General features: G+C 67.3%; 17 protein-coding genes and 1 pseudogene. 9 read left to right on the forward strand and 9 right to left on the reverse strand.

The annotated features are described in order from the left end of the window. Window positions 1-139: 139 nt before the first annotated feature. Complete coding sequence (locus D187_RS03410) at window positions 140-871, reverse strand: class I SAM-dependent methyltransferase (protein ID WP_002628849.1); 732 nt, start codon at window positions 869-871, stop codon at window positions 140-142. A gap of 74 nt (window positions 872-945) precedes the next feature. Between D187_RS03410 and D187_RS03415 the strand changes: the two genes are divergently transcribed. The 7 genes and pseudogenes from D187_RS03415 (at window position 946) to D187_RS03440 (ending at window position 7375) form a co-directional block, all read left to right on the forward strand. Further along, a complete protein-coding gene (locus D187_RS03415) occupies window positions 946-2046 on the forward strand; it encodes a protein kinase family protein (RefSeq protein WP_002628848.1) in 1101 nt (366 codons plus the stop codon). 61 nt (window positions 2047-2107) lie between these two features. Further along, window positions 2108-3994, forward strand: coding sequence for a serine/threonine protein kinase (locus tag D187_RS03420; RefSeq protein ID WP_020917753.1), 1887 nt, complete (start codon window positions 2108-2110; stop codon window positions 3992-3994). Between the two features lie 118 nt (window positions 3995-4112). Continuing rightward, window positions 4113-5072: a DUF2381 family protein gene (locus D187_RS03425; protein WP_002628846.1), complete on the forward strand. Its 960-nt coding sequence runs from the start codon at window positions 4113-4115 to the stop codon at window positions 5070-5072. Between the two features lie 81 nt (window positions 5073-5153). Beyond that, window positions 5154-6147: pseudogene (sitA5, locus tag D187_RS03430) on the forward strand (SitA5 family polymorphic toxin); the annotation flags it as partial. 235 nt (window positions 6148-6382) lie between these two features. Beyond that, a complete protein-coding gene (locus D187_RS03435; protein ID WP_002628844.1) occupies window positions 6383-6676 on the forward strand; it encodes a hypothetical protein in 294 nt (97 codons plus the stop codon). A 117-nt stretch (window positions 6677-6793) separates the two neighbouring features. After that, window positions 6794-6967, forward strand: a complete 174-nt coding sequence (locus D187_RS54650) for a hypothetical protein (RefSeq protein WP_002628843.1) — start codon at window positions 6794-6796, stop codon at window positions 6965-6967. Continuing rightward, the gene (locus D187_RS03440; protein ID WP_020917754.1) at window positions 6968-7375 is read left to right on the forward strand and encodes a hypothetical protein; all 408 of its coding nucleotides are present in this window, start codon (window positions 6968-6970) and stop codon (window positions 7373-7375) included. 229 nt (window positions 7376-7604) lie between these two features. Here D187_RS03440 and D187_RS03445 read toward each other — a convergent pair whose 3' ends face one another. The 5 genes from D187_RS03445 to D187_RS03465 form a co-directional block, all read right to left on the reverse strand. Further along, the gene (locus tag D187_RS03445) at window positions 7605-10289 is read right to left on the reverse strand and encodes a GH92 family glycosyl hydrolase (RefSeq protein ID WP_245591593.1); all 2685 of its coding nucleotides are present in this window, start codon (window positions 10287-10289) and stop codon (window positions 7605-7607) included. A gap of 195 nt (window positions 10290-10484) precedes the next feature. Continuing rightward, on the reverse strand, window positions 10485-12035 hold the full coding sequence (locus tag D187_RS03450) for a DUF1501 domain-containing protein (protein WP_002628841.1): 1551 nt from the start codon (window positions 12033-12035) through the stop codon (window positions 10485-10487). Window positions 12036-12044: 9 nt separating this feature from the next. After that, complete coding sequence (locus D187_RS03455; RefSeq protein WP_002628840.1) at window positions 12045-12716, reverse strand: hypothetical protein; 672 nt, start codon at window positions 12714-12716, stop codon at window positions 12045-12047. After that, window positions 12706-14073: a hypothetical protein gene (locus D187_RS03460; RefSeq protein ID WP_438356938.1), complete on the reverse strand. Its 1368-nt coding sequence runs from the start codon at window positions 14071-14073 to the stop codon at window positions 12706-12708. Before D187_RS03460 ends, D187_RS03455 begins: the two co-directional genes overlap by 11 nt. 280 nt (window positions 14074-14353) lie before the next feature. Next, window positions 14354-15187, reverse strand: a complete 834-nt coding sequence (locus D187_RS03465) for an alpha/beta fold hydrolase (RefSeq protein ID WP_002628837.1) — start codon at window positions 15185-15187, stop codon at window positions 14354-14356. A gap of 95 nt (window positions 15188-15282) precedes the next feature. Between D187_RS03465 and D187_RS03470 the strand changes: the two genes are divergently transcribed. Further along, window positions 15283-17928, forward strand: coding sequence for an alpha-amylase family glycosyl hydrolase (locus D187_RS03470; RefSeq protein WP_002628836.1), 2646 nt, complete (start codon window positions 15283-15285; stop codon window positions 17926-17928). Window positions 17929-18024: 96 nt separating this feature from the next. Continuing rightward, window positions 18025-19212, forward strand: coding sequence for a cytochrome P450 (locus D187_RS03475; RefSeq protein WP_002628835.1), 1188 nt, complete (start codon window positions 18025-18027; stop codon window positions 19210-19212). Between the two features lie 12 nt (window positions 19213-19224). Here D187_RS03475 and D187_RS03480 read toward each other — a convergent pair whose 3' ends face one another. The 3 genes from D187_RS03480 to D187_RS03490 all read right to left on the reverse strand — a co-directional run bounded on the left by D187_RS03480 (window position 19225) and on the right by D187_RS03490 (window position 22954). Beyond that, window positions 19225-21672 carry a glycoside hydrolase family 32 protein gene (locus tag D187_RS03480; protein WP_002628834.1) on the reverse strand — a complete coding sequence of 816 codons (2448 nt, stop codon included), beginning with the start codon at window positions 21670-21672 and terminating at the stop codon, window positions 19225-19227. 78 nt (window positions 21673-21750) lie between these two features. Continuing rightward, the gene (locus D187_RS03485; protein ID WP_043427885.1) at window positions 21751-22302 is read right to left on the reverse strand and encodes a hypothetical protein; all 552 of its coding nucleotides are present in this window, start codon (window positions 22300-22302) and stop codon (window positions 21751-21753) included. A 103-nt stretch (window positions 22303-22405) separates the two neighbouring features. Further along, window positions 22406-22954 carry a DUF1697 domain-containing protein gene (locus tag D187_RS03490; protein WP_002628832.1) on the reverse strand — a complete coding sequence of 183 codons (549 nt, stop codon included), beginning with the start codon at window positions 22952-22954 and terminating at the stop codon, window positions 22406-22408. Window positions 22955-22964 lie beyond the last annotated feature (10 nt).

Below are 22964 nucleotides of genomic sequence, written 5' to 3' on the forward strand. Positions count from 1 at the left end.
AGATCTCCTCGGGGGGTAAGGAGCGGCATCCTGGCGCCGTCCCGGAAGGGACGACAAGTTTTCGAGTGAGGCCCCCGCACCGCCTCTCGGGGAGAGGAGGCGGCCGGGAAAATTCTGACGAGGGTGCGTCCCGGACTGTCTACCTGCGGCCAGTCAGGGCCACGAGCAGCGGATTCTCCCGGTACTCCCTCCAGAACTCCGCGCCGAACTTCTCCACCGCCTCGGGAGGAATCTCGAAGTGCCGCCACTCGAGCTGCCGGAAGCCGGCCTGCGTCATGGCCCACTCATAGGTGGAAGTGGACCAGCGGAAGTATTCGATGTCCGCGGGGGGAACCGAGTGGAAGCGCGCCTGGGCCACGTGGCGCTCCCCTTCGAGCCGCTCACCGAGCACCTCGAAGCCATACTTTCCCCAGTGGCCCTTCTCCAGCACGAAGTCCGGATCGATGGTGAAGGCGATGAAGCGCCCGCCCTGCACGAGATTGGAATAGGCCCCGCGGCACATGCTCAGCAGCTCGTCACGGGTGCTCGCGTAGTTGAGCAGGTAGATGGCCGTCACCACGTTGAACTCTCCCAACTGGGGGAGCTGGGCGGCATTGGCGACCTGGTATTGGATGCCCTGCCGATGCTCCTGCTCCCGCTGCCGGGCGATCGCCACCATCTCCGGGGAGACGTCCACCCCGATGACGTTCTCGGCCCCCTGTTTTTTCAACAACCGCGTGTAGTAGCCGGCGCCGCAGGCCAGATCCAAGGCCCGCTGGCCGTGCAGCTCCCCCACGAGCTTCAAGAACGTATGACGCTCCGGGATGGGCAGGGCCGCCGTGTCCTTGAATTGCTCGTACTTGTTGCCCACGGTGTCGTATTGCTCCGCCATGTCGCATGCTCCCCACGGACGCCCCTGCATGGGGTGGAATCCGCGCGAGCCATTCTGCCCTGGAACCCACTCGAATGACCCTGGAAGAAGAAAGACAACACGCCCAGCTTTCCTTCCTCGCCAGCGGCCAGCCGCTCGAGGTGGGCAGTCGTTCCACCCTGCCCTTGCCCCTGGAAACCCTGGTGGCCACCACGGCCCAGGACGCGCACGTGGTGCAAGCCATCGAGTCCGGACTGACCGCCTCCGTCTATCGGCTCCAGACGGGCGGCCAGCATTGGACGCTCAAACGCAAGCGGCCCGAGAGCCGGGTGAAGAACGTGGATGGACAGACCTCGTTCCTCAACGAGGTCCAGCGCCGGAGAGACTTCACTGAACTCAAACGCGATGCGTCAAGCGCGCCACTCTTCACGCATATCGTCGAGACGCACTACGCCTCCCTGCTCGAGGGGGTGATCCTCTCGCCCTGGATCGAGGGCGAGCGGCTCCAGCACTACGACGGACGGGTCTACGAGCAGCTCTTCGGCACCATCGTGAACCTGGAGCTGAATGGCTTCTTCGAGTGGGACTTCTGCCCGGGCAACGTCCTGGATGACGGCGAGCGGGTGACGCTCTTCGACTTCGGCTACATGTACCGGTTCGAGCCGCGCCAGCACTACAACAACAACGGGCTCGCGACGCCCCTGTTCCATGGCATCGAGCGCTTCGAGACGCGCAACTTCTTCGACCACCTCCTGCGCAATCCCCAGGGCCTGGACGAGCGACAGCTCCTGTCCGCATACCGGGAGGAGAAGACGTACGCGCTCAGGCACTACGAGGACAAGCGAGCGCGGCTGGAGGCCATGGGCACCGGGGAACACGTGCTGTCCTGGCAGCGAGGCATCAACGAGCGCTGGCAGCGGGCCTTGAGGGGTGACGAGGACTTGCGGCGCCTGTACCTCGTCGAGGGTTTCCGCTCCCACGTGCTGGACCTGTTCGATGACCTGCACGGCCAATCCTGCACGCCGACCACCGTCCAGCGGGCCGATTGGGCCCTGGGCGCCCTCCGGGAACACTTCACCCTGCTGCGTGAGGAGCAGGGGTTCTTCTTCGGGGACGAGGCGCTGACCCAGCCAGAGTTGCTGCGCAAGTACGAGCAACTCCGGGAGAAGGCCCTGGAATACCAACTGCGGCCCTGACCCGACGAGTTGCCACCCTGTCCGAGAAGTTGGACCCGAGAGGGAGTCTCACCAGGTAGGTATGCGCCCCGCGGAGCTGCTAGCGTGTGGCGCCATGAACGAGCGGGACACGCCGGACCTGCCGCCCGGCACGAACGTCAACGGCGCGATCATCGAGGAGCTGGTGGAACGTGGGGGCTACGGCACCGTGTACCGGGCACGGGACAAGCTGACGGGCATCCTGTTCGCCCTCAAGTTCGTCCCGCTCCACCGGGCCAGGCAGTGGGCCGAGCGCGAGGGCATCCTCGCCATGCCTTTCCAACACAAGAACCTCGTGCAGCAGGTGGGCTTCAGCTACTGGCCGCCCGTGCTGCCCGAGTTCTTCTGCTTGAAGATGATTTACGTCGAGGGCCGCCCGCTCGACGTGTGGGCCTGGGAAGAGAACCCCGATACGTGGGCCGTGGTGGGCAAGGTGGTGGGGGTGGCGCGCGGGCTGGCCGTGGCGCATGACAAGCAGGTGGTCCACCGGGACGTGAAGGAAGCCAACATCCTCGTGCGCGAGGAGGATGGGGAGCCGGTGCTGGTGGACTTCGGGGCCGCCAGGCGTGAGGGGCAGACCACCCTCACCGAGGGCCTGTTCCCCCCGGGGACGCCCCACTACCGCAGCCCGGAGGCGTGGCGTTTCGGCCTGGAGCACTGGGACGACCGGCGAGTCACCTACCGGCCCGGCAAGGCGGACGACCAATACGCGCTGGGCGTGGTGCTCTACCGGTTGCTCACCCGTCGTTTTCCCTTCGAGGTGGCGTGGGAGGACGAGGCCTCGGTGCAGGCCATCATCCACCAGGAGCCCCTGCCGCCGCACATCGTCAACCCCAACGTGCCGCTGGTGGTGAGTGACGTGTGCATGAAGCTCTTGGAGAAGACGCCGGAGAAGCGCTACCCGAGCGTCCTGGAGTTGGTGAAGGAGCTGTCGCACCTGCAGGCCCGTGCGGATGCGTCCTGGCAGGTGCCCCTGCATGACGGCCCCCATGGACCGAGGCGAGGCCGCCGGGCAGCCGCGGCGCGGAAGAAGCCCGAGGCGGCCGAGCCCTCCGTGGAGCCCACTCCGGCGACACCGACTCCGGCCACGGTGGCGCAGGTGCCCGTGCAGGCCATGGCGCTCCAGGCGCTTCGGCGTGCGGCGGTGTGGATGGCCGTGCTGGTGGGCGTGGCCCTCGCCGGGGGGTGGCTCGCGCGACGGTGGACGCCCGAGTCCCCATCCGTGGCGTCCTCCGCCCCCTCCCCAACGTGGAAATCACTTCCTGGTCAGGAAGTGGCGCCCCCGTGGTCGCCACCGGAGATTGAGCGGGCCGCAGCTCCGCCCCCGGCGAAGCAAACCCCTGCGGTCGTCGCCTCGCTGGTGACGCGACCCAAGGACGACGCCTTGAAGAAGCCGCAGGCTCCCAGCCCCCCGGGGGACAAGAAGCAGAAGGGGACCCTCTCAACCGTGGCCAGGTGGTGTGTCGGTGCCGCCGCTGCCGCCAACACGGCGTGTCCTGGTGCTCAGGTGCGTCCCGCCCCCGAAGCCGAGCCGTGCCCGGCGGGTGCCGTCGAAACCATGGAAACGCTCGACATCGGCATTGGGAGCACGGGCCTCGTCACCCTCACCCTCGAAGACGCCCAACCCATCACCGTACGCGAGGGCGTCACATCCGCGTGGTTGGTTTATGGGGGCAGTCCCCGATCAGTGCCAGGTACTCATTGGAAGTTGCCAGAGAAGACCATCCTCTCTGGCCGACTCCATTTCGGAGACGGTCGCGCCTATGTCCGTTACACCGAGGCCCGAACACCCACGGGGGACACGTTCAAGGTCTGCCTGGAGGCGGGGGCCGAGGGTAGAAGTGGCGTCCCAGTGAAGCCTGATGGCGGACCAGAGACCGCCAAGGTCTACTCCTCCATAGCCGTGGAGGCGGTACGCCGTTTCGAGTAGCGCTGTCCGAGCGGTTCGCGGGCAGGGGCTTGGGAGCGCTCCTGCCCTACCGGGCGGGAAGGTGTGGTAGAGGCCCACTTCTCCAGTCTCTACCCCATCTGCTGGAGGTCCCCGCTCCGTGCTCACCTCGTCCCCCGCCGTGCTCTTGCTCCTGGCGCTCCTCGCGGATGTCAGCGCTACCACGCAGCCATCTCTCCCGGACTGTGAGGCGTCGCCACACCGGCTCGAGCTGTTGGCGGCTCCCACCGACAAGGTGCCAGAGGTGTGCGTCAGCCCCGACCTTCCCACCACCTTTCGGTTCGACTCGCCGCTGCCACCGGGTGGGGTGGAGTTGCAAGAGCGAGAACGCTTCGAGGACGTGTCAATGGGGACGCGAAGCCTCACCGTCATCCCCCCGGAAGATCTCCGGTCCGGGGAACGGCTCAAACTGGTGGTGCGATTCACGGATGGTGCCGCCCCAAGGAGCGCCACCTTCGAGCTGGTGAGCCACCCGGCACGGGCCGCGCGGCAGGTGGAAGTCTTCCGCAATCGGCGCACCGTTGAGGACTACCAGCAAGAGGTCAAGGAGAAGGAGGCCCGAATCCGGCAGCTTCAAACGGAGTTGGTGCGAATGCAGGCGGAAGGGTGCGGGCTGGGCATCACGGGGTTGATCGCCAGCGGGCTGTTGAAGGTGGACGAGCAGAACGCGCAAGGCGTCATGGCCAAAATCCTCATGAACGTCAGCACCAGCCCCTCGGCCAACGCGCTCATCGAGCGAACCGTCATCAGCTACCGCTCCACCACCATCGCGCGCGGGGAAAAAGACAAAGACGTGATGCGGGTGGCCGTGGCGATGCTCATGGAGAACCGCGGCACGGAGCCCTGGACAGCGAAGGATGCGGCGTTGCTGGTGGGAAAAGGCCAGGACGTGAAGGAGGCGAAGGTGTGGCAGCTCGCGCCGATTCCGCCGGGCCAGACGGACCTCGTCATGGTGGAGACGGAGATGCTGGCGCAGGAGGCGCGGGGCACCTTCACCCTCAAGCTGTGGGACGAGAACGGCGACCGGCTTGTCACCCGGGGCGGAGTGACCTTCCCGTGAACCCCGCTCCGGTGGTTTTCGTACCCATTGGGTATTCTTCCGGACTGGCTACCCAAGGAGGGGTGGCCGGGAGGAATCCCCATGAAGCTGTGCGGCACGGCTGTGATGCTGGTTCTTCTCGTCGGGTGTGGCACCGCCTCCCGGGTCGTGAGCCTGGACACGGGGCAGACCGACCCCATTGTCTTCACCCCTCGTTCCGGCGCCAGACCGGTGGCACTGGGCAACGGCGAGTTCAAGAAGGCCGTGTCGGAACTGGCTCGGGATGTGCGGCCCCCCACGCGGCCCCAGGAAGCAGCGCGGCGGCTGTTCGAGGTGGAGGCACGGAGCGGTTCGTACACGTACGAGCCACCTGGCCACCGCATCACTCCGCTCGAGCCGGGCGAGCATCTCGAGGGGCAGTCAACAACGGCGGAGGTGGAGTTGACGCGCGCCTACTTGCGCTGGTGCGAGCGCACTGGCAGGCCCGGGGACTGTCTCCGCCTGCTGACGGAAAGCCCCATCATCAACGGGGACGGTCGTTTCGCGCTCGCCATGGCCATGGCCAAGGGCGCCGTGCTGGACGAGATGCTGGAGGCGTTCAAGGACATGGCTGACCCCCACGCCATGGTGGCGTCGGTGCTCTGGACCTGGACCACGTACATGGTCCTCATTTCCATTCCCGATGTGACGATCTCCAAGGGCCTCGCGGCGGTAATGACCGCCACGATCATTTCCTACGTGGGCGTCGAGACCTTCTGGGGCCTCGTCGTGGGCTTCAAGCGGCTGATGGACGAGGCGGACCGGGCCACCACATTCAACGAGCTGCGCGCAACGGGCGAGCGGTACGGCAAGCGCATGGGCCGGAACGCGGCGCGAGCGTTCGCCATGCTGGCCATGGCGGCCATCGGCAACACGGCGCCAGGGCTGGCCGCGAAGGTGCCGAAACTGCCCGGCTCCATGCAGGCGGCCGTACAAGCCGAGACGCAGGTGGGCATCCATCTCGCGGCGGTGGGGGAAGTGGAGACGATCGCCGTGAGTGCCGAGACCGTCACTATCGCCCTGGCGCCGGGTGCGGTGGCGATGACGATGCGAGGGCGCCAGACAAGCTCCAACCCATCGGAGTCGATCAAGTCCCTGAAGGCACGACTGGCGGAGCACCGCCAGAAGCTGGCGGACTACAAGGCCAACCCCGATGCTTTCGACAATCAGGGCATCTTGAGGAACGCCCCCTCACCAGAGGTCCGGCAGAGGATCATCAACGGCCGGATCAAGCACCTGGAGGACGAGATCAGGGCGTTCGAGAAGGCCATCAGAGACTTGGGAGGAGCACCGTGAAGATTCAGCTTTCCGACCTGCGACGGGCAGCAAATGCCCTGTTCGACCATCTGGAGCGAACTGGCCGTACGGAGATCGAAGTCACCGAGGACTTTTACTGGAGCATCCCGGAGAAGCACCTGTACTCGGTGTACACTCCCCCACCCGAATCCGAGCTGACAATGGGGCAGTTGTCCGATGACTGGAACGAGGTGGAGAAGATCGCATCCGGCCAACATCCCCCGACCGCCTATGCCCTGGTCTGGCTCTCGTCGCTCCTGCGCTTCATCGGATCGAAGCTCATCTCCTGAAGGAACCACGGGGCTGTCAGCAGGCACTGAAGTGGTGGGAGGAAGGCACCTGGGCCCTTGACCCTTGGTAGCCCCTTCATTACGGCGAGATCGGCAGGGAAGATCAGGAGGGACAAAATGGAGTTCAAGCTGGCGAAGGAAGAGAGCGGCGAGAAAAAGGTCGAACGGCAACAGCGGTCGTTCAACACCGGGACAATTGTGGACGCCTCTGTTGGGACGGTCTGGGACGGGAACAGCTCGTACACGCACATCGCCTTCGAGTCCGGAAGCGACCAAGAAGCGCGCGTATGAGTGCAGGAGAGCGGCCCGAACCACGGCTCCAAGTTGGAGATCTTCATTGAAGGAGAGTGGGAGGCGAATGCGATGGCCCGGGCAATGGAGTGGGCGGCCCAGCGCATCCTGCGAGAGAAGCAGGCGCAACTCACGCACGAGCAGGCAAGAGCCTTCCTTGAAGCCCTCTGCGGTACAGAAGTGCTCGAAGGCGGAGAGCGCCGCCCGAAATCCCGCGCAGTGCACACGCATCTGGCCGCCGTTCTCGGTCTGGACCGATTGCCACCCGATGCCAAACTGAGCGCTGGCTGGGACGTAGATCCGGGTGGGCGTGTACAAGGAGTGGCCGATTACCTGATTGCCGCAGGGCTCGCCCTTGCAGATGCGCTAGAGCACGAACGGGATAGGCTGTTGAATCAGCGCTTGTGACCTCGGCTCTTTACCCAAGTCGTACCCAAGAAGGCCGGACGCGGGTGGACTCCCACGGACGCGGCGCCCACCCCGCTCCAGAGGGAAGCCGACCCCCACGAGGACCCCGCCGAGCCGGGCGGCGGGGCTTCAAAACCGGTGGGGGCATGGAGTCATGTCCCGAACGGGTACGTAGGCGTCCAGTCGGTTACGTCCCGTTCAAGACCAACCGCAGCCCTGACGCGGCGGACTACCTACCGAGCAGTTCGATCTCCGCCAACTGGGTGATCGTGTCGCCGTGGGTCTCGTTGATCTGCAGCCGGTACTGGCTGTAGGCCGTGTTGTTGTTCACGGCGAACGCCCGGGTCTGGTACCGCCAGGGGAAGTCCTGCCCCGTGCGCGTATCCAGGGTGACCCAGGTGGAGCCATCATTGGAGGCCTGGAGCGACCAACTCCGGGGATCCCGCCCGGGGAAGTCATTGGCGGACGTCAGCGTGTACATCTTCACCGTCTTCGCCCCGCCCGTGAGCTGGTAGCGGATCCACGGGGTGGACTGGAAGGCGAGCCACTTCGTCAACGAGTCGTCGTCGAAGCCCTGGGCAGCGCCTTCACCACTCCCGGCGTTCTCCGCGCTGGCGGAGAGGGTTCCCCCCTTGGCGACATCGGCCAGCGGTTGCGGCGCGGCGCTGCCCGTGGTGAGCGAGGGAGGAAGGTCACTGGCGCCCGAGCCCCAGTTCGTCGCGGACGCGCCCATCGTGAAGTCCAGCGTGCCGCCGTTCACGAGGGCCGAGTGGGGCAGGTAGTTGCGGGTATACGCCTGCCCGTTCAGGGAGACGCCCTGGATGTACCGGTTCGTGTCGCTGACGTTCGGGGCGTTGATGACGAGGTCCTTCCCGTTCTCCAGGTGGACCGTCATCTTCGTGAAGTACGGAGCGCCCACGGCGTACTCCGGCCGGCCCATGCTCACCGGATAGAAGCCCATCGCGCTGAAGAGGTACCACGCGGACAGCTCGCCGTTGTCCTCGTCGCCCAGGTAGCCATGGCCGTTGCCGAGACCGGACTTGTACTGGGTGTTCAAGACGTCCCGCACGCGCTGCTGGGTCCGCCACGGCGTCCCCGCGTAGTTGTACATGTAGAGCGTGTGGTGCGCGGGCTGGTTGGAGTGGCCGTACTGGCCCATGTTCACGTCGTAGGCCTCGACCATCTCGTGGATGACGCCGCCGTAGCAGCCCACGTCGTAGTCCCGGGCCGCCGAGAACAGGGCATCGAGCTTGTTGGCCAGCCCGCTCCGGCCCTGGTAGAGATTGGCGAGCCCCTGCCCGTCCTGGGGCGCGAGCACGCTGTAATGCCAGGCATTGCCCTCGGTGTACTCACAGCCCCACCGGTTCGCCTTGAAGTCCGCGTCCGAGGTCCGCCACGTGCCATTGGTGTTCTTGCCCCGGAAGAACCCCACCGAGGGCGAGAAGAGGTTGACGTAGTTCAGGGAGCGGTTGAGGAAGTATTGCGCGTCCTCGGTCTTCCCCAGCGCCTGGGCGAGCTGGCCGATGCCGAAGTCGTTGAGGTAGCCCTCCAGGGACCAGGACGTCGACTCGCCCACGCGATCCTGCGGCGTGTAGCCGAGGAAGATGGAGCGATCCATTCCCTTGCGGCCCCGGGCCGGATCGCTGCTGTACGTCGCCGCGTTGCGCAGCATGGAGTCATACGCCGCGGCGACGTCGAAGTTGCGCACCCCCTTGAGGTAGGCGTCGGCGAAGATCACGTCCGAGTTCGTCCCGACCATGATGTTGGCGTAGCCCGGCGCGGACCAGCGCGTCACCCATCCCCCGTCCTTGTAGCCATTGACGAACCCGTCGATCATCTCGCCGGCCCGGGTGGGGATGAGCAGGGAGTAGTAGGGCCAGGTCGTGCGGTACGTGTCCCAGAACCCGTTGTTGACGTACACCTTGCCCGTCTTCACCGGATGGCCACTCGCGTAGGGCGAGGCGTAGCGGGGCGTCCCTCCCACGTTCTCCCAGGCGGAGTTCGGGTACAGGAACGTCCGGTACATGTTGGAGTAGAAAATCGTCTTCTGATCCTCGGTGGCCCCCTCCACCTCGATCTTGCCCAGCAGCGCGTTCCAGGCGTTCTGCGCCTCCTGCTTGACGGTGTCGAAGCTCTTGGTGCCAATCTCCTGCGCCAGGTTGTCCTGGGCCTGGGCCACGCTGAGGAAGGAGGTGGCGATCGCCATCGTCACCTTCTCGCCCGGAGCGGTGCTGAAGCGCACCCAGGACGTCACCGCGCGCTGTCCCGTCATCTTCTGGGACTCCGCGATCGCCTTGCTGAACCTCGCGTAGAAGTACATGCGGGGCGCGGGACCCCACCCCGTCGAGTGGTCGGTGTAGCCAGACACCACGCCATTGGCCTGATCGATGGTGAGCGAGCCACTCTTGCCATCCACCGTGTCGAACAACACGTAGGAGCTGGTGCTCGGGAACGTGAAGCGCCAGGACGCGCCGTGGTCCGTGGGCGCGATCTCCGTCTGGAGGCCGCTGTTGAACCTCACGCTGTAGTAGTGCGCCCGGGCAATCTCGTTGGCGTGGCTGAAGGCCGCGCCCCGGCTCGCGCGGTCCGCCGTCACCGAGCCCGTCTGGGGCATCACCTGGAACGTCTGCCGATCCCCCATCCAGGGGCTCGGCATGTGGCTGATGGTGAAGGCCTGGATCGCGCTCCGGTTGTAGTCGTAGATCCAGCTCGTCGAGTTCGCATCCGTCATCGGCGTCCAGAAATTGAAGCCGAAGGGCACCGCCGTCGCCGGGAACGTGTTCCCCCGCGAGTAGCCGCCACCGGAATTGCTCCCTCGCACCGTGTTCACGTAGTCCGAGGGAAGCGCCAACGCCTCCCCCGCCCAGAGCGGACACAGCAGGAGCACGCCCAGCATCTTCTTGCTTGAAATCACCAAGGCACCGCCTTTCATGTGATGGTCGGGACCAGCAATCCCGGCATAACATGGATACCTTGATCTTCCTCCTGGAGTCCGCGACTATTCACGGGTCGTCGGCGAGCGCATGCTCCACACGCACCGCGTCACCATGGCGGCTCAAACCAACCCGCACGTGGGCCGGGGGGAAAGCTCCCCCCGGACCCGGATGGCTCAGGTGCGCAGGAAGGCGCTCGCGTCGGGCAGCCCGCTGCCGGAGGTGTCGACGCCCATCGCGGTGAGGATGCCCGAGAAGATGTCGGGCTCGTTCGACTCCACCTTGCCGGGCTGGGGCGCGCCGGTGCGCGGGTCGAAGCCGTAGGTCAGCGTCGTCTTCGGATCCACGCCGCCGAGCACCGTGTTGCCCCGGACCTTCGGCGAGAGAATCATGAACCCGTTGTTGAGGTCATGCCCGGTGCCGAAGACCTCCACGCCCTCCGTCCGGTTGCGCGTGCGCCCGAACTCGGTCGCCATGTAGATCAACGAGCGATCCCACAGGCTCTCGCCGCTCGAGTCGAAGGGCTCCGACTTGAGCAGCTCGATGAGCTTGTCGATCGTGCCCATCAGGCGCGACCACACGAAGGCCTGGATGGCGCGGTGATCATTGTGGCTGAAGTCGAAGGCCAGCGGCGGGTTGGTGAACGTGAACGGCGGGGTCAGCCCCACGTTGAACGACGGACCCAGCGTCACCGTCACCGACACCCGGTGCTTGAGCAGCAGGAACGCCAGCGCCGCCTGCGCCTCCACGGGATCCGTCTCGAAGAACGGGAAGACCGCGCGCAACCGCTCCGCGTCGGCGGAGTTCGACAGGCCGTACTCCGACAGCGGCGTCTTGGACGGATCGTCGCGCATCACGTTGAGGCGGCTGATCAGATCCTGCGCCTCCAGCGCGGGCTGCCCCACGGTGCGCTGCTCGTTCCACAGCTTGAGCATCGCCGCGTCGTCGAAGGTCTTGCCGAAGACCGACTGGGCATCGAGCGAGTTGCGCACGCTCCGGGCCAGGGCCATCACGTCGCGGGAAGGCGCGCCCTTGAGGCCCTTGATGCCATCCAGGCCCAGGGGCCAGAGCGAGGGGTTGGCCACCACCTCGCCGTAACAGTGCGCGGGCAGGGAGCTGTCGGTGCCACGCTCGGAGAAGCCCGAGTTGCCCATGTTCACGTTGGGAATGGGGAAGCCCGCGCCGTACTGGAGGGCCACGCACTCCTGCAACGTGCGGCCACGCCAGGCGCCGTTGCCGGTGAGGCTGCGCTTCTGCGCGATGACGTGGTTGACCGACGTGCCCACCGTGGTGGCCACCAGCATCGAGTCCTTGTACTTCTTCACGAAGGCCGACTGGTCCGTCTTCACCGGATAGGGGATGTTGCCCAACTGGCCTTGCACCTTCACGGCGCGGAACGGAGAGCCATCCACCAGCTCGATCTGCGAGTCGGCGAAGGTGTTGAGCTTCGCGGCGTTGCCGCCCGCGGCCGTCGTCTCCGCGGAGCGCACCGCCAGCATGCTGTCGATGATGGAGGCGCCCCCCACGGCGCCCACCACGATGAGGAAGCGGGGCTTGCCATCCAGGCGCGCCTGGCGCACGCCTCCGAGTTGCTCGAGTGCCGCCGGGGTATTGAGCCCGTCCCGGCAGCCCGTCAGCAGGGGCCCCATGGCGGAGCCCGCCGCGCACATCGACAACGCCTTCAACATTTCCCGGCGCGAGAGCCGTCCATTATTACGCAGTGACATGACGTTCCCTTAGAAGAAGACGGATTCGGCGGAGGAAAGGACGGCGAAGCAGGACGCGATCATCCAGTCGCGGCCCGGCGTCTGGGTGCCCTTGGACTCGATCTCGGTGGCCAGTTGCGACAGGGCGCCCACCTCGGTCTCCTTGGGGTCTCGCAACAGGGCGCGCTGGTAGAGCGAGGTGATGGCGTCGCGGACCGGCGCGCCTTCCCGGTTCGCCAGGCGCCCCTGCGCGTCGAGCTCGAGTCCCTTGAAGACGCTCGCCTCCCCGGGGGTGGCGAGGTCGAGCGAGACGCGCTGGACACAGGCCGCCAGCGCCACGCGATCGATGACGATGGGGGTCGTCACGCCCGTGGACGTCAGGGGCTCGTAGAGGCCGACGCCGTAGGGCTCGACACCGCCCAGGGCCACGCTGTGCACGTACGTGGTGCAGGGGTACAGGCCCAGCTCGTTGCACACCTGCTCCGGCGGCAGGGACAGCGCCGCGGCGACGTGGGCCGTGAGCTGCTCCGGATTCTTGAAGCGCAGGCTGTTGCGCGAGGAGGGCGCCACCTCCCCCGTGGAACCCGTCCCGGCATCGTCGGGCGGCGTACCGGCATCCGGCCCCGAGGGCGAGGAGGCGGGGCACGCGGAGAGGACACAGGCGGAGGACAGCAGCAACACGCGAAGGAAATCAGGGCGCACCGTAGGCCTCCGTGCGGATCAGGTCGTGAAGCATGCGCTGCACGCGGTACTGATGCGTGCCCTTGAAGCGCTTCCAGGTGGCGACGAACTCGGCGTGCTCCTCGGCGGTGGGGGGGTGGCCCACGAGCAGCTTCCAGTAGTCGGTGACGGCGGCGATGGCGAAGGCATCGCTGTTGGCTCCGACCTGCGCCCACTCGACGAGGTTGCTCACCGGCTGGCCGAAGAGGTAACCGGTCTCCGGCATCTGGGTGATGATGGGCGTGGCGTTGGGGAAGCGCTTCTCGATGCGGCCGGGCACGTAGCTCGCCCAGGGCACCTCGGGGTGGCGCGGGAAGGACAGGCCCTCGTAGTTGCGGAAGGGGTAGCTGAGCGGATCCAGCGTCGCGTGGCAGGCCGCGCAGGCGGGCGCGTCCACCCCCTTGCCGTCGTAGTCGCGGGGCTCACCGGGGATGCTGAAGAGACCCTCCTGCTTGGCGATGTCGAGGCCCAGGTACGCCCGGTAGGCCTGGGACGCGGCGTTGCGCGGCAGCGCGCTGAACATCACGAAGTAGATGAGGCTCCACGCGGAGGTGATGTTGCCCGCGCGGTGCAGCTCATCCACGGCCTGCATCGGCAGCGTCTGCGTCACCGAGTAACGGGTGGGGTGGGTCTCCCGGAGCACGAAGTGCTTCGCCGTCATCACCTCGCGCGCGTCGTGGTCGTCCAGCTGCGCGTAGGCGTAGAGCGCGTAGTCGTCATAGTAGTCGGCGAGGGGAACGACACCCTTGTCCTCCCCGGCCTTGAGCGAGCCCACCGGGCGGACCTTCGGGTGCGCCAGCTTCCACAGCTGCCCGTTCTTGCCGCGCCAGAACTCGCTCTGGGTGCACCGGTCCAGCTCGGCGTCCATCCGGGCGAGCTTCGCGTCGGCGCTCAACGCGTTGAACTCCTTGAGCTGCGCGTAGGTGGGCGGCGTGCCGCAGAAGTCGAGCAGGAGTCGGTTGTAGGCGAAGCGCGCGTCGTAATGGCACACGTCGTACTGGGGATTCTCACCCGCCTGGCAGCGGCCGGTCTCCGTGGGCACGCTGTTGGGATCGGCCGGGAAGGTGCCGCGCTGGATCTCCACGAGGTTGGGCACGCCGTCACCGTCGGCGTCCTGCGCCTCGACGGCCTTGAGCGCCGAGGGAAGCGCGGCCGCGAAGTCCCCGTCGGACAGGGGACGCGCCGCGTGGGGCACCAGGTGGGGCTCCAGGCTGGCACCGAAGACGTTGCGCTGCGGCGGCGCGACGTGACAGTACGTGCAGGCCGGCTGCTGGCCCGCGCACACGGGCGCCGTGGGATAGGTGGAGCAGAACGCCCCGCCCGCGGGAGGTTTGGCCAAGGCCACCCCCGATAGGAACACCGCGGCCCCTACAATGAGTCGTCGAAGCACGAGAACACCTCGTCAAAACAGTCGTTCATGAATGGGACGACACATCAGCGACGAAAAAAGCAAAAGGTCGCGTGAAGATTCCGTCGAAAAGCGCAGCGGGCGCGTCGTTTGACGTTCTCGATCCACGCCGGACGGATGCAAGGAATTCTACCCGGATTCCCCGTGGCCCTCAATCTCCAGGAGCAACTGGAAAAATTTCATTTGACCGGTTGGACAGGGAGTGGGCGGCCTACAGGAACGTGCGGACCTCGGCCAGGACGCGCTCGGCGTGTTGCTCGGGGAACCAGTGGTTGACGTCCTCGAAGAGGCGGAAGCGGCAATCCTCGCGCTCCCGCACCGCGCGTTCGAAGGCGTCCGTGGAGGCCATCCGATCGAAGGGGCTGCGGATGTAGAGCACGGGGAAGGGAAAGTCCGTGTACGGCTTCTGGTACTCGGCGCCCAGCAAGGCGAAGGGCCAGCGCACGAGCCAGAGCGGACCGTGCCAGTAGTGGTAGCAGTCCTGGTGGAGCTGGTCGGCCCGTTCGCCACGATAGCCCGCGGAGCGCTGGAGGGCCTCGGACACGGCGCGCTGGAGCAACGGCACGCGCACGTAATACGGCAAGCTGAAGAACAGGGAGTAGAACCACCCCAGGGCCCGGAGGCCGTGCTCGCCCAGGTCGTAGCGGAACGAGGAGCCCACCGACAGGGCCACCAGCTTCTCGATGGGCGCCTGGGGGTGGCGGGCCCGGGCATAGGCCCACGTGTAGGTCGCGCCCCAGTCATGCGCGATGACCACCAGCTTGCCCGTGGGGCTCGCGGCGGCGAGGTCATCGAACAGACGCGTCACCTCCTCGCGCAACACGTCCCCCACCAGTTCGCTCAGCTTGGGGAAGTGGGGATGGGTGAGGCGATTGGGGAAGGCGATGGCGTAGATGTCACGGCCCCGGAGCCACGGCTGCTCGCGCTCCCCGGCCCGCACGTATGCGTCGTACATCCGGGGCGAGTCCGGGAAGCCATGCAGCAACACCAACGGGCTGCGCGTCGCGTCCGGTTCCTCGTGAAGGTGCTCGAGCATGCAGTACATGGGCGTCTCCGTGGACCGTCACCCCATGGACGGCCGCGCCCGGCACATTAACCCTGCCCTCCCACGCCGTCCGTGCCCGGGTAGGCTCCCACGCCATGCCCTCCCTCTTCTCGAAGCGTCTGGCCGCAGTGGGTGCCGCCGCCGCGTGGCTCGCCTGCAAGGGCGATCCCCAGCCCGGCCCCGTCACGCCCCCCACCCCACCGCCGCCTCCACCCGTGGATTCGCTCCACGTGCCCTCTCCGGACTGGAGGGATCAGATCCTCTATTTCGTCATGACCGACCGCTTCGCCAACGGCGATCCGGGCAACGATGACCAGGGCGCTGGCGAGTACGACCCGGCGGATGGGGCGAAGTACAGCGGCGGTGACTTGAAGGGCCTGCGCGAGCGGCTCGACTACATCCAGGGCCTGGGCGCCACGGCCGTGTGGCTCACCCCGCCCGTGGCGAACCAGTGGTGGGATCCGCTCGTCAACTACGGCGGCTATCACGGCTACTGGGCGCGGGACTTCAAGCAGGTGGACCCGCACCTGGGCACGCTGGAGGACTACCGGAGCCTGTCGCGGGAGCTGCACTCGCGCGGCATGTACCTGGTGCAGGACATCGTCCTCAACCACATGGCCAACTGCTTCCGCTACACGCGCTACGACCCCGCGGACGTGTCCGCCCACGTGGAGCTCAACACCGGTGCCAGGCCCTCATGTGGCCCCACCCAGGCGCCCTTCGATCAGTGGGATCCCACCCGTCCCGCCCACCGCGACGCCCACGTCTTCCACTGGACGCCCACCATCCAGGACTACGGCGTGCGCGACCAGGAGCTGAACTGGCAGCTGTCGGACCTGGATGACCTCGACACCGAGAACCCCGCCGTGCGCGCGGCCCTCCGGGACAGCTACGACTTCTGGATCCGCGAGGTGGGCGTGGATGGCTTCCGCATGGACACGGTCTTCTACGTGCCCCAGGACAGCATCAAGGACTTCCTCTACTCCACGGACGCGGCCCACCCGGGCGTCGTCCCGTTCGCCCGGAGCCTGGGCAAGGAGGGCTTCCTCGCGTTCGGCGAGGGCTACGCCACCGATCTGCCCTTCCAGGACACCGCGACCCGGAAGATCGCCTCGTACCTGACGGAGGAGGCCACGGGTGACGCCCTGCTGCCGGGCATGCTCGACTTCCCGCTCTACCGCACGACGGGCGATGTGTTCGCCCGGGGAGCCCCCACGTCCCAGCTCGGCTACCGGATGACGCGCTCGGGGACGGCGTTCCCGCGTCCGCACCTGATGCCCACCTTCCTGGACAACCACGACGTGGACCGCTTCCTCAAGGGAGGCTCGGAGGCGGCGCTCCGACAGGGGCTGTTGTTCATGATGACCGTGCCGGGCATTCCCGTCCTCTATTACGGCACCGAGCAGGGCTTCACCGAGCAGCGCGGCGCCATGTTCCAGAAGGGGTTCGGCGCGGGAGGCAAGGACCGCTTCGACACCACGGCGCCCTTGTACGCCCTCGTCCGCGAGTTGACGGCACTGCGCAAGACGCACGCCGTCTTCCGGCATGGCACCCCCACGGTGCTGCGGCAGAACGAAGCACGCGCCGGAGTGTTCGCCTACAAGATGGAGGACGCGGGACAGGTCGCGTTCGTCGTCTTCAACACCTCGGACGAGGAGGCGTTGCTGGACAACCTGCCCACGGGCCTCGCCGCAGGCAGTGGGCTGAAGGTGCTCGCGAGCCTGGATCCGGAGGCCCGGGAGGTGCGCACCGGAACGGACGGACGGCTGTCCCTGAAGCTCCCCGCCCGCGCGGCCCGGGTCTACATGCCCTCGGGCGACGTCGTCCCGCCTCCCGCTCAGAGCGCCCGTGTCACCCTCTCCAACGCCAGCGGCGGCACCGTCCCGGGCGACTTCGAGCTGTCCGGCACCGCCACCGGCGTGTCCTCGTTCCGCCTCGTGGTGGATGGCGTACTCGGGAGCGCTCCCCTCGTGACGGTGAAGGCGGATGGCACCTGGAGCACCCTCGTCGGCACCCAGGGCATGACGGACAGCACCCTCCAGCACTCGCTCGTCGCGTGGGCCGGGGAGGACCAGGTGCTCTCCGACACGTGGACCTTCCGCGTGGAGCGCGTCTTCACGGCCCTGCTCACCCACGACGATCCCGAGGGCGATGACGTGGGCCCCACGGGCTCCTATCACTACCCCACCGATGAGACCTGGGGCGTCAACCACCAGGGAGACCTGCGCCGCGTCACCCTCCTGGGCTCGGGCAACACGCTCAAGCTCGCGCTCCAGACGAAGACCGTCACCACCATCTGGAATCCGCAGAACGGCTTCGACCACGTGGCCTTCACCGTCTACATCGACGTGCCCGGACGCTCGGGTCTCACCGTGATGCCCCAGCAGAACGCGTCGCTTCCCTCCGGCATGGCGTGGGACTACCGCGTGCGCGTCCACGGCTGGTCCAACGCCTTGTTCGCGCCCCAGGGCGCCTCCGCCACCGAGGAGGGCACCCCGGTCTCTCCCACCGCCGCCATCGAGGTGGACAAGAACACCCGCACCGTCTTCCTCACCCTGTCCGGAGAGTTGTTCGGCGGGCTGTCGACGCTCCAGGGCGTGAAGGTCTACGTCACCACCTGGGACTACGACAACGGCTACCGGCCCCTCGTCCCCGCTTCCGAGCAGTGGAAGTTCTGGGGAGCGGATGGCGCCACGTCGCCTCTCGTCCTCGACGACACGCCCGTGCTCACCGTGCCCTGAGGGCCTGGCCCGAGGAGAACGGCATCGTCATATTTCCCGTGAGGCCCGCTGGTGCGGCCGACCGCACCGGCTCTGTCCCGGCCCAGGAGAGGCCCGATGCAGTCGACTCCGGATCTGATGACGCTCGCGCACCGCCTGAATCCCTATCCCCTGTACGCGGAACTCAGACGCAACCATCCGGTCTGCCGGGTCGAGCCCGGCGGACTCGTGGCCGTCAGCCGGTACAAGGACGTGGAGTACGTCCTCAAGCATCCGGAGTTCTTCTCCTCCCACGGCTTCCGGATCGCGTGGCAGCCCGAGTGGGCGGGAGACAACCCGCTCGCCCAATCCCTCGCCGCGTCCGATGGCAAGGAGCACGCCCGCCTGCGATCCCTGGTCAGCCGTGCCTTCACCCCCGTGGCCATCAACCGCCTCGACGAGAAGGTCCGCGCGAACGCTGCCCGGCTCGCGGAGGGCCTGCACGCCCGGGGCGAGGTGGACTTCATGGAGGAGTTCGCCACCCCGCTGCCCGCTCGCACCATCAGCGACCTGCTGGGAATCGATCCCACGCTCGAGCGCCACTACAAGCGCTGGACGGAGGTCCTCGTCAGCATCGCGCCCGTTCCCGAGAACGACGAGCACGTGACCCGCACGCGCGACACCATCGCCGAGTTGAAGCACTACGTGCAGCAGATCATCGACGCGCGGCGCTCCCAGCCGAGCGACGACGTGATGGGCCTCATCGTGCGGGGCGGCCCCGACGGGCAGCGGCTCAGTGACCAGGAAATCATCGGGCTCGCCTTCACCCTGCTGGCAGCGGGACTCGAGACGACGAGCTTCTTCTTCGCCCACGCGCTGCCGTTGCTGGCCGAGCGCCCCGACGTGTTCGAACGGCTGCGCGCCGACCGCGAGCTGCTGCCGAAGTTCATCGAGGAGATGCTGCGCTACGACGGCCCGGTGCGGGGGCTGCCACGCATCGTCACGGCCGACGTGGAGCTGTCCGGCGTGCGCATCGAGCGGGGCGCATGCGTCCTGTCGCTCATCGCCTCGGCCAACCGCGACGAGGTCCGTTTTCCCCACGCCGACCGCTTCGACCTCGATCGGGAGCAGACGGGCATCTCCTTCGGGGCTGGCAGCCACTTCTGCCTCGGGGCCTTCCTGGCGCGGCTCGAGGCCCGGGCGGGCCTCGGCGCACTGCTCGACCGGTTCAGCGGCTTCTCGCTCCTCCCCGAGGGCGTGGTGTGGAACCGGAGCCTCGTCACGAGCGGACCGTTGAAGATGCCGGTCCGCTTCCTGCCGGCCTGAGAGCCGCCAGCGTCACGGGCTCACACGGATGTGCTGGAACAGGGCCGTGGCGTCGTGGACGTTGAGCCCGAAGCGCCCGCTGACATAGGCGGTGTCGGTGGCGTCGATGATGGGCGTGGTGCCGTTGTCCAGGTACACCCGGAAGCGGGAGCCCGTGGCGATGACCTTCAGGTGGTACGTGCGCCCCGCCAGGATGGGCGTGTGGTACACGGCGATGTCCTTCCCCGGACGCCACAGCTTGACCATGCCCAGGGTGTCCACGTTGAGCGTGTAGTGTTGCGTCGCGTTGGCGTTGGCGCGGAACGTCAGCGCCGCCGCGCCTCCGTAGGCCAGGCCCCCGTTGATCACGCGCACATCGCCCTCGTAGGTGAAGTCCGTGCCCGTCTGCGAGCTGAGGTAGAAACCGTCACCCACCACCGAGCCCTGCTTGCCACCAAGCGGCTCGGTCCAGGTGCCCACGGTGGAACTCCACGGCCCGGCGAGGTTGGAGCGGAAGCTGGTGGCGTTCACGCGAATGTTCTTCAGGAGTCCCGTGCCCGAGTAGACGTTGAACCCGAAGCGCCCGCTGACATGGGTGGTGTCGGTGGCGTCGATGACGGGCACGGCGCCGTTGTCCAGGTACACCTTGAAGTTGGACCCCTGGGCGACCACCTTGAGGTGGTACGTCCGTCCCGCAACGATGGGCACGGGATTCACGGCGATGTCCCGCCCCGGACGCCACAGCTTGACCCCCGCCTGGGTGTCCAGGGTGGCCGTGTAGTGCTGGGTCGCGTCGGCGTTCGAGCGGAAGGTCAGCGCCGCGGCCACCCCGCTGACCACGAGCACGTCGCCCTCGTAGGTGAAGTCCGTGCCCGTCTGCGAGCTGAGATAGAAGATATCGGTGGCGCTCGCCGCCGTGCCCTGCTTGCCCCCCGTCACGTCCGACCAGGCGCCGCGCACGGCCGTCCAGATCCCGGCGAGGTTGGTGTCGAGCGTGGGCTCGCCACCGGCCCAGGCGGAGCCCAGCCGGTAGAGTTGCAGCGAGACCAGCTTCACGCTGCCGCCTTCCGCATAGAGGCGGATGCCCTGACTGGTCGTGGCCGAGTTGAACTTGATGTTCTCGGTCAAGGACACCCGGCCGTCGTTGCCGAACACCTCCAACTGTCCCCGGTCGACGAGCAGGCGCATCTTCACCCGGCCATTCACCGGCGACATCGCGGCCCCGGCCAGCATCTGCGCGACCCGGTCATACACCACCACGCGATCCGCGGTTCCATCGCTCCGGGCATGCAGCTTGAAGCCGAAGCGCGACGCCGTGGCGCCCGTGAGATCGAACTCGGCGAGCAGCTCGTAGGTGTCGGCGAGGATGCCCGTGAGCGGATCCGTCGCCGGGTCGGTGGTGAGGGTGCGGCTGGTCCATGACGCGCTCGAGGTGCGCAGGGACTCGATCTCCGCGACGGGGTAGCGGGTGAGCCGCACGCCCTCGGGGAACGTCCGCAGCTTCAGCTCGGCGGGAAAGGAGGCACTGCCCGTCCAGGTGCTTCCGGAGTTGCCCGGCATCCACACCATCTGCACGGTGCGCCCGTCGGGCATGTTGCTGAAGACGAGCCCCGCGTAGAACGAACCATCGAAGCTGTTGCGCCCCATGTCCATCCGCTGGGGCACGCTCCACTCCGGCGTGAACGTCAGGCCATTGAACGAGCCGAGGACGTACTCGCCACTGGCATCCGTCATGACCCACTTCGTGTTGGACGCGTTGCCGTCCACCGCGAGCGGAAAGAAGTCCGGGCACTCGAAGAGCCAGTCCGCCTTGTACCGGCTGCTCCACGTCCAGTGCAGCAGGTCCGGCGAGGTGTACAGCTCCACCCCGTTGCCTCCAGCGTCGGACCAGACGACCATCACCCACCGCGCCGTGGGTGCGTGCCAGAACACCTTGGGGTCGCGGCTGGTGCCCGCGGGGGTGACGACCTTGCGGCCACCGTCATAGGTCTGGAACGTCCGGCCCGCGTCGTTGCTGTAATGGACGATGACGCCGTTGGTCCCGGAGAACACGACGATGGGCTGCTCGGTGCCGGTGCGCAGGCCCGAGGTGTTGTTCACGTCCACGACCCCGCCACCCGACCACAGGTCCCCAGGATGCACACCGGGCTCGAGCGCCATCGGCAGCTGGGTCCAATGCACCAGGTCCGGGCTGGTGGCGTGGCCCCAATGCATGGTGTCCCACGCCAGTCCGTGCGGGTTGTGCTGGAAGAAGAGGTGGTACGTGCCCTGGTAGTACAGCGGCGCGTTGACGTCGTTCATCCAGCCCCACCGGGAGCTGAAGTGGAACTGGCCCCGATAGGGCTCGGAGTACGCGGTGGAGGGATAGGGAAACTCGGGGTACTCGGCCACCGTCCCCGCCCGGCTCGCCGCGCCCGGCAGGACGACGGCGAGCGCCGTGAGCAATGGAAGGACGACGGTACGGGTGGAGATAGGGTTCATGGCGGATGAACCCTATCTATTTCTTTTTTTCGTGTAAAACCTGTTTAAGCTGAAGCTCCGGTGCAAGCGTCGGGTGCCCTAGACTTCCGGCAGCCCCAGTCTCCGCGCGGCCTCATCCATCATGCGCTGCCGGGCTTCTTCCGACGCGCCCGCATCGCCTCGCGCGCCATTCACGCCCACGTCCTCGGCCAGGCCACTTCCCCGCCAACTCTCCGCGGGGACGTCGCGGCCCACGTCCATCCCCAGCGACGGCGCCACGGCCTTCGAGCGCCGAAGTGGAGCGGCCCGCGTCAGGGCGGCGTAGAGGTCCACGATCGTCACTCCGGCGACCGCGGCGGTGAGGACGCCTTGCCAGACGCGGCTCGCGCGCGGCTTGCCGAAGGTCACCGCCAGGAGCGTGAGATCCATGGCATCCCCCGCCACGCGCGCCCAGACCCAGTCCCGCCGCTGGGGCTCACGCAAGAGGCCCCATCCGCTGGCGAGCTCCCGAAGGCCCAGGGCCCGCACCCGGTCGGCGCGGTACTTCGACAGGCCCAGCACGCGGCAGATGCCCTCCGCGAAAGCCAACTCCGTCAGTCCAATTCCCAGGCTCGCCCATCCGAGAGCCCACGGCAGACGCTCACGCTTCATCGCGATGACCTCCATTTGAGGGAAGGTGAGGACGCGCCTGGAACCGGGACAAGCGCATCGGGGAACGGGCCCGTGTCTGGCCGTTCCCCCACCCCGCGAGCGGTCAGGCGGGCAAGCCCTTCACCAGCTCGTGTAGCTTCAGCACCGTCCTCCAGTTGCGCGCGGTAACGGGGGAGCCCACGGCCTTGTCGAGCACCGCCGGGCCGAGCTTCGTCCCAGCCACGCCGTTGGAATACAGCACCCAGAGCGCGTCGCCCGCGGCCTCGATCAGCTCGCCAGCACTGGCGCGCTCGCGAAGCGCGGCGACCGCGCCCGGCCTGGGCTTCTGCTTGGACAGCGCCAGGTGCAGGAGGTTCGGCTGCTTCTCGGCGGCGTCCGGGAAGGGGCTGCCGGCGGCATAGGCCGCCCACTGCCGGGCGGTCCGGGCGATCACATCCACCGCGAAGCCGAAGCGCTGTTGCAGCGCCGCCTCGAGCATCGCGGCGGCTTCATCCGCGCCCCCAGGAGCGGTGACGACGAGGTTGCCACTCTGGATGTAGCTCTCGACGTCGCCGAAGCCGATGTCGCGGCACGTCTGACGGAGCTGCTCCATGGGCACCTTGCGATGACCGCCCACGTTGACGCCGCGAAGAAGCAGGATGATCCGGGACATGGGTGCAAGC

It is taken from the genome of Cystobacter fuscus DSM 2262, assembly GCF_000335475.2.
Lineage (GTDB): Bacteria > Myxococcota > Myxococcia > Myxococcales > Myxococcaceae > Cystobacter > Cystobacter fuscus.

Bases quoted from the DNA above. Each gene is read 5' to 3' on its own strand.
- D187_RS03410 (WP_002628849.1), bottom strand. From the start codon at position 871: ATGGCGGAGCAATACGACACCGTGGGCAACAAGTACGAGCAATTCAAG.
- D187_RS03415 (WP_002628848.1), top strand. From the start codon at position 946: ATGACCCTGGAAGAAGAAAGACAACACGCCCAGCTTTCCTTCCTCGCC.
- D187_RS03420 (WP_020917753.1), top strand. From the start codon at position 2,108: ATGCGCCCCGCGGAGCTGCTAGCGTGTGGCGCCATGAACGAGCGGGAC.
- D187_RS54650 (WP_002628843.1), top strand. From the start codon at position 6,794: ATGGAGTTCAAGCTGGCGAAGGAAGAGAGCGGCGAGAAAAAGGTCGAA.
- D187_RS03450 (WP_002628841.1), bottom strand. From the start codon at position 12,035: ATGTCACTGCGTAATAATGGACGGCTCTCGCGCCGGGAAATGTTGAAG.
- D187_RS03465 (WP_002628837.1), bottom strand. From the start codon at position 15,187: ATGTACTGCATGCTCGAGCACCTTCACGAGGAACCGGACGCGACGCGC.
- D187_RS03470 (WP_002628836.1), top strand. From the start codon at position 15,283: ATGCCCTCCCTCTTCTCGAAGCGTCTGGCCGCAGTGGGTGCCGCCGCC.
- D187_RS03475 (WP_002628835.1), top strand. From the start codon at position 18,025: ATGCAGTCGACTCCGGATCTGATGACGCTCGCGCACCGCCTGAATCCC.
- D187_RS03480 (WP_002628834.1), bottom strand. From the start codon at position 21,672: ATGAACCCTATCTCCACCCGTACCGTCGTCCTTCCATTGCTCACGGCG.
- D187_RS03485 (WP_043427885.1), bottom strand. From the start codon at position 22,302: ATGAAGCGTGAGCGTCTGCCGTGGGCTCTCGGATGGGCGAGCCTGGGA.
- D187_RS03490 (WP_002628832.1), bottom strand. From the start codon at position 22,954: ATGTCCCGGATCATCCTGCTTCTTCGCGGCGTCAACGTGGGCGGTCAT.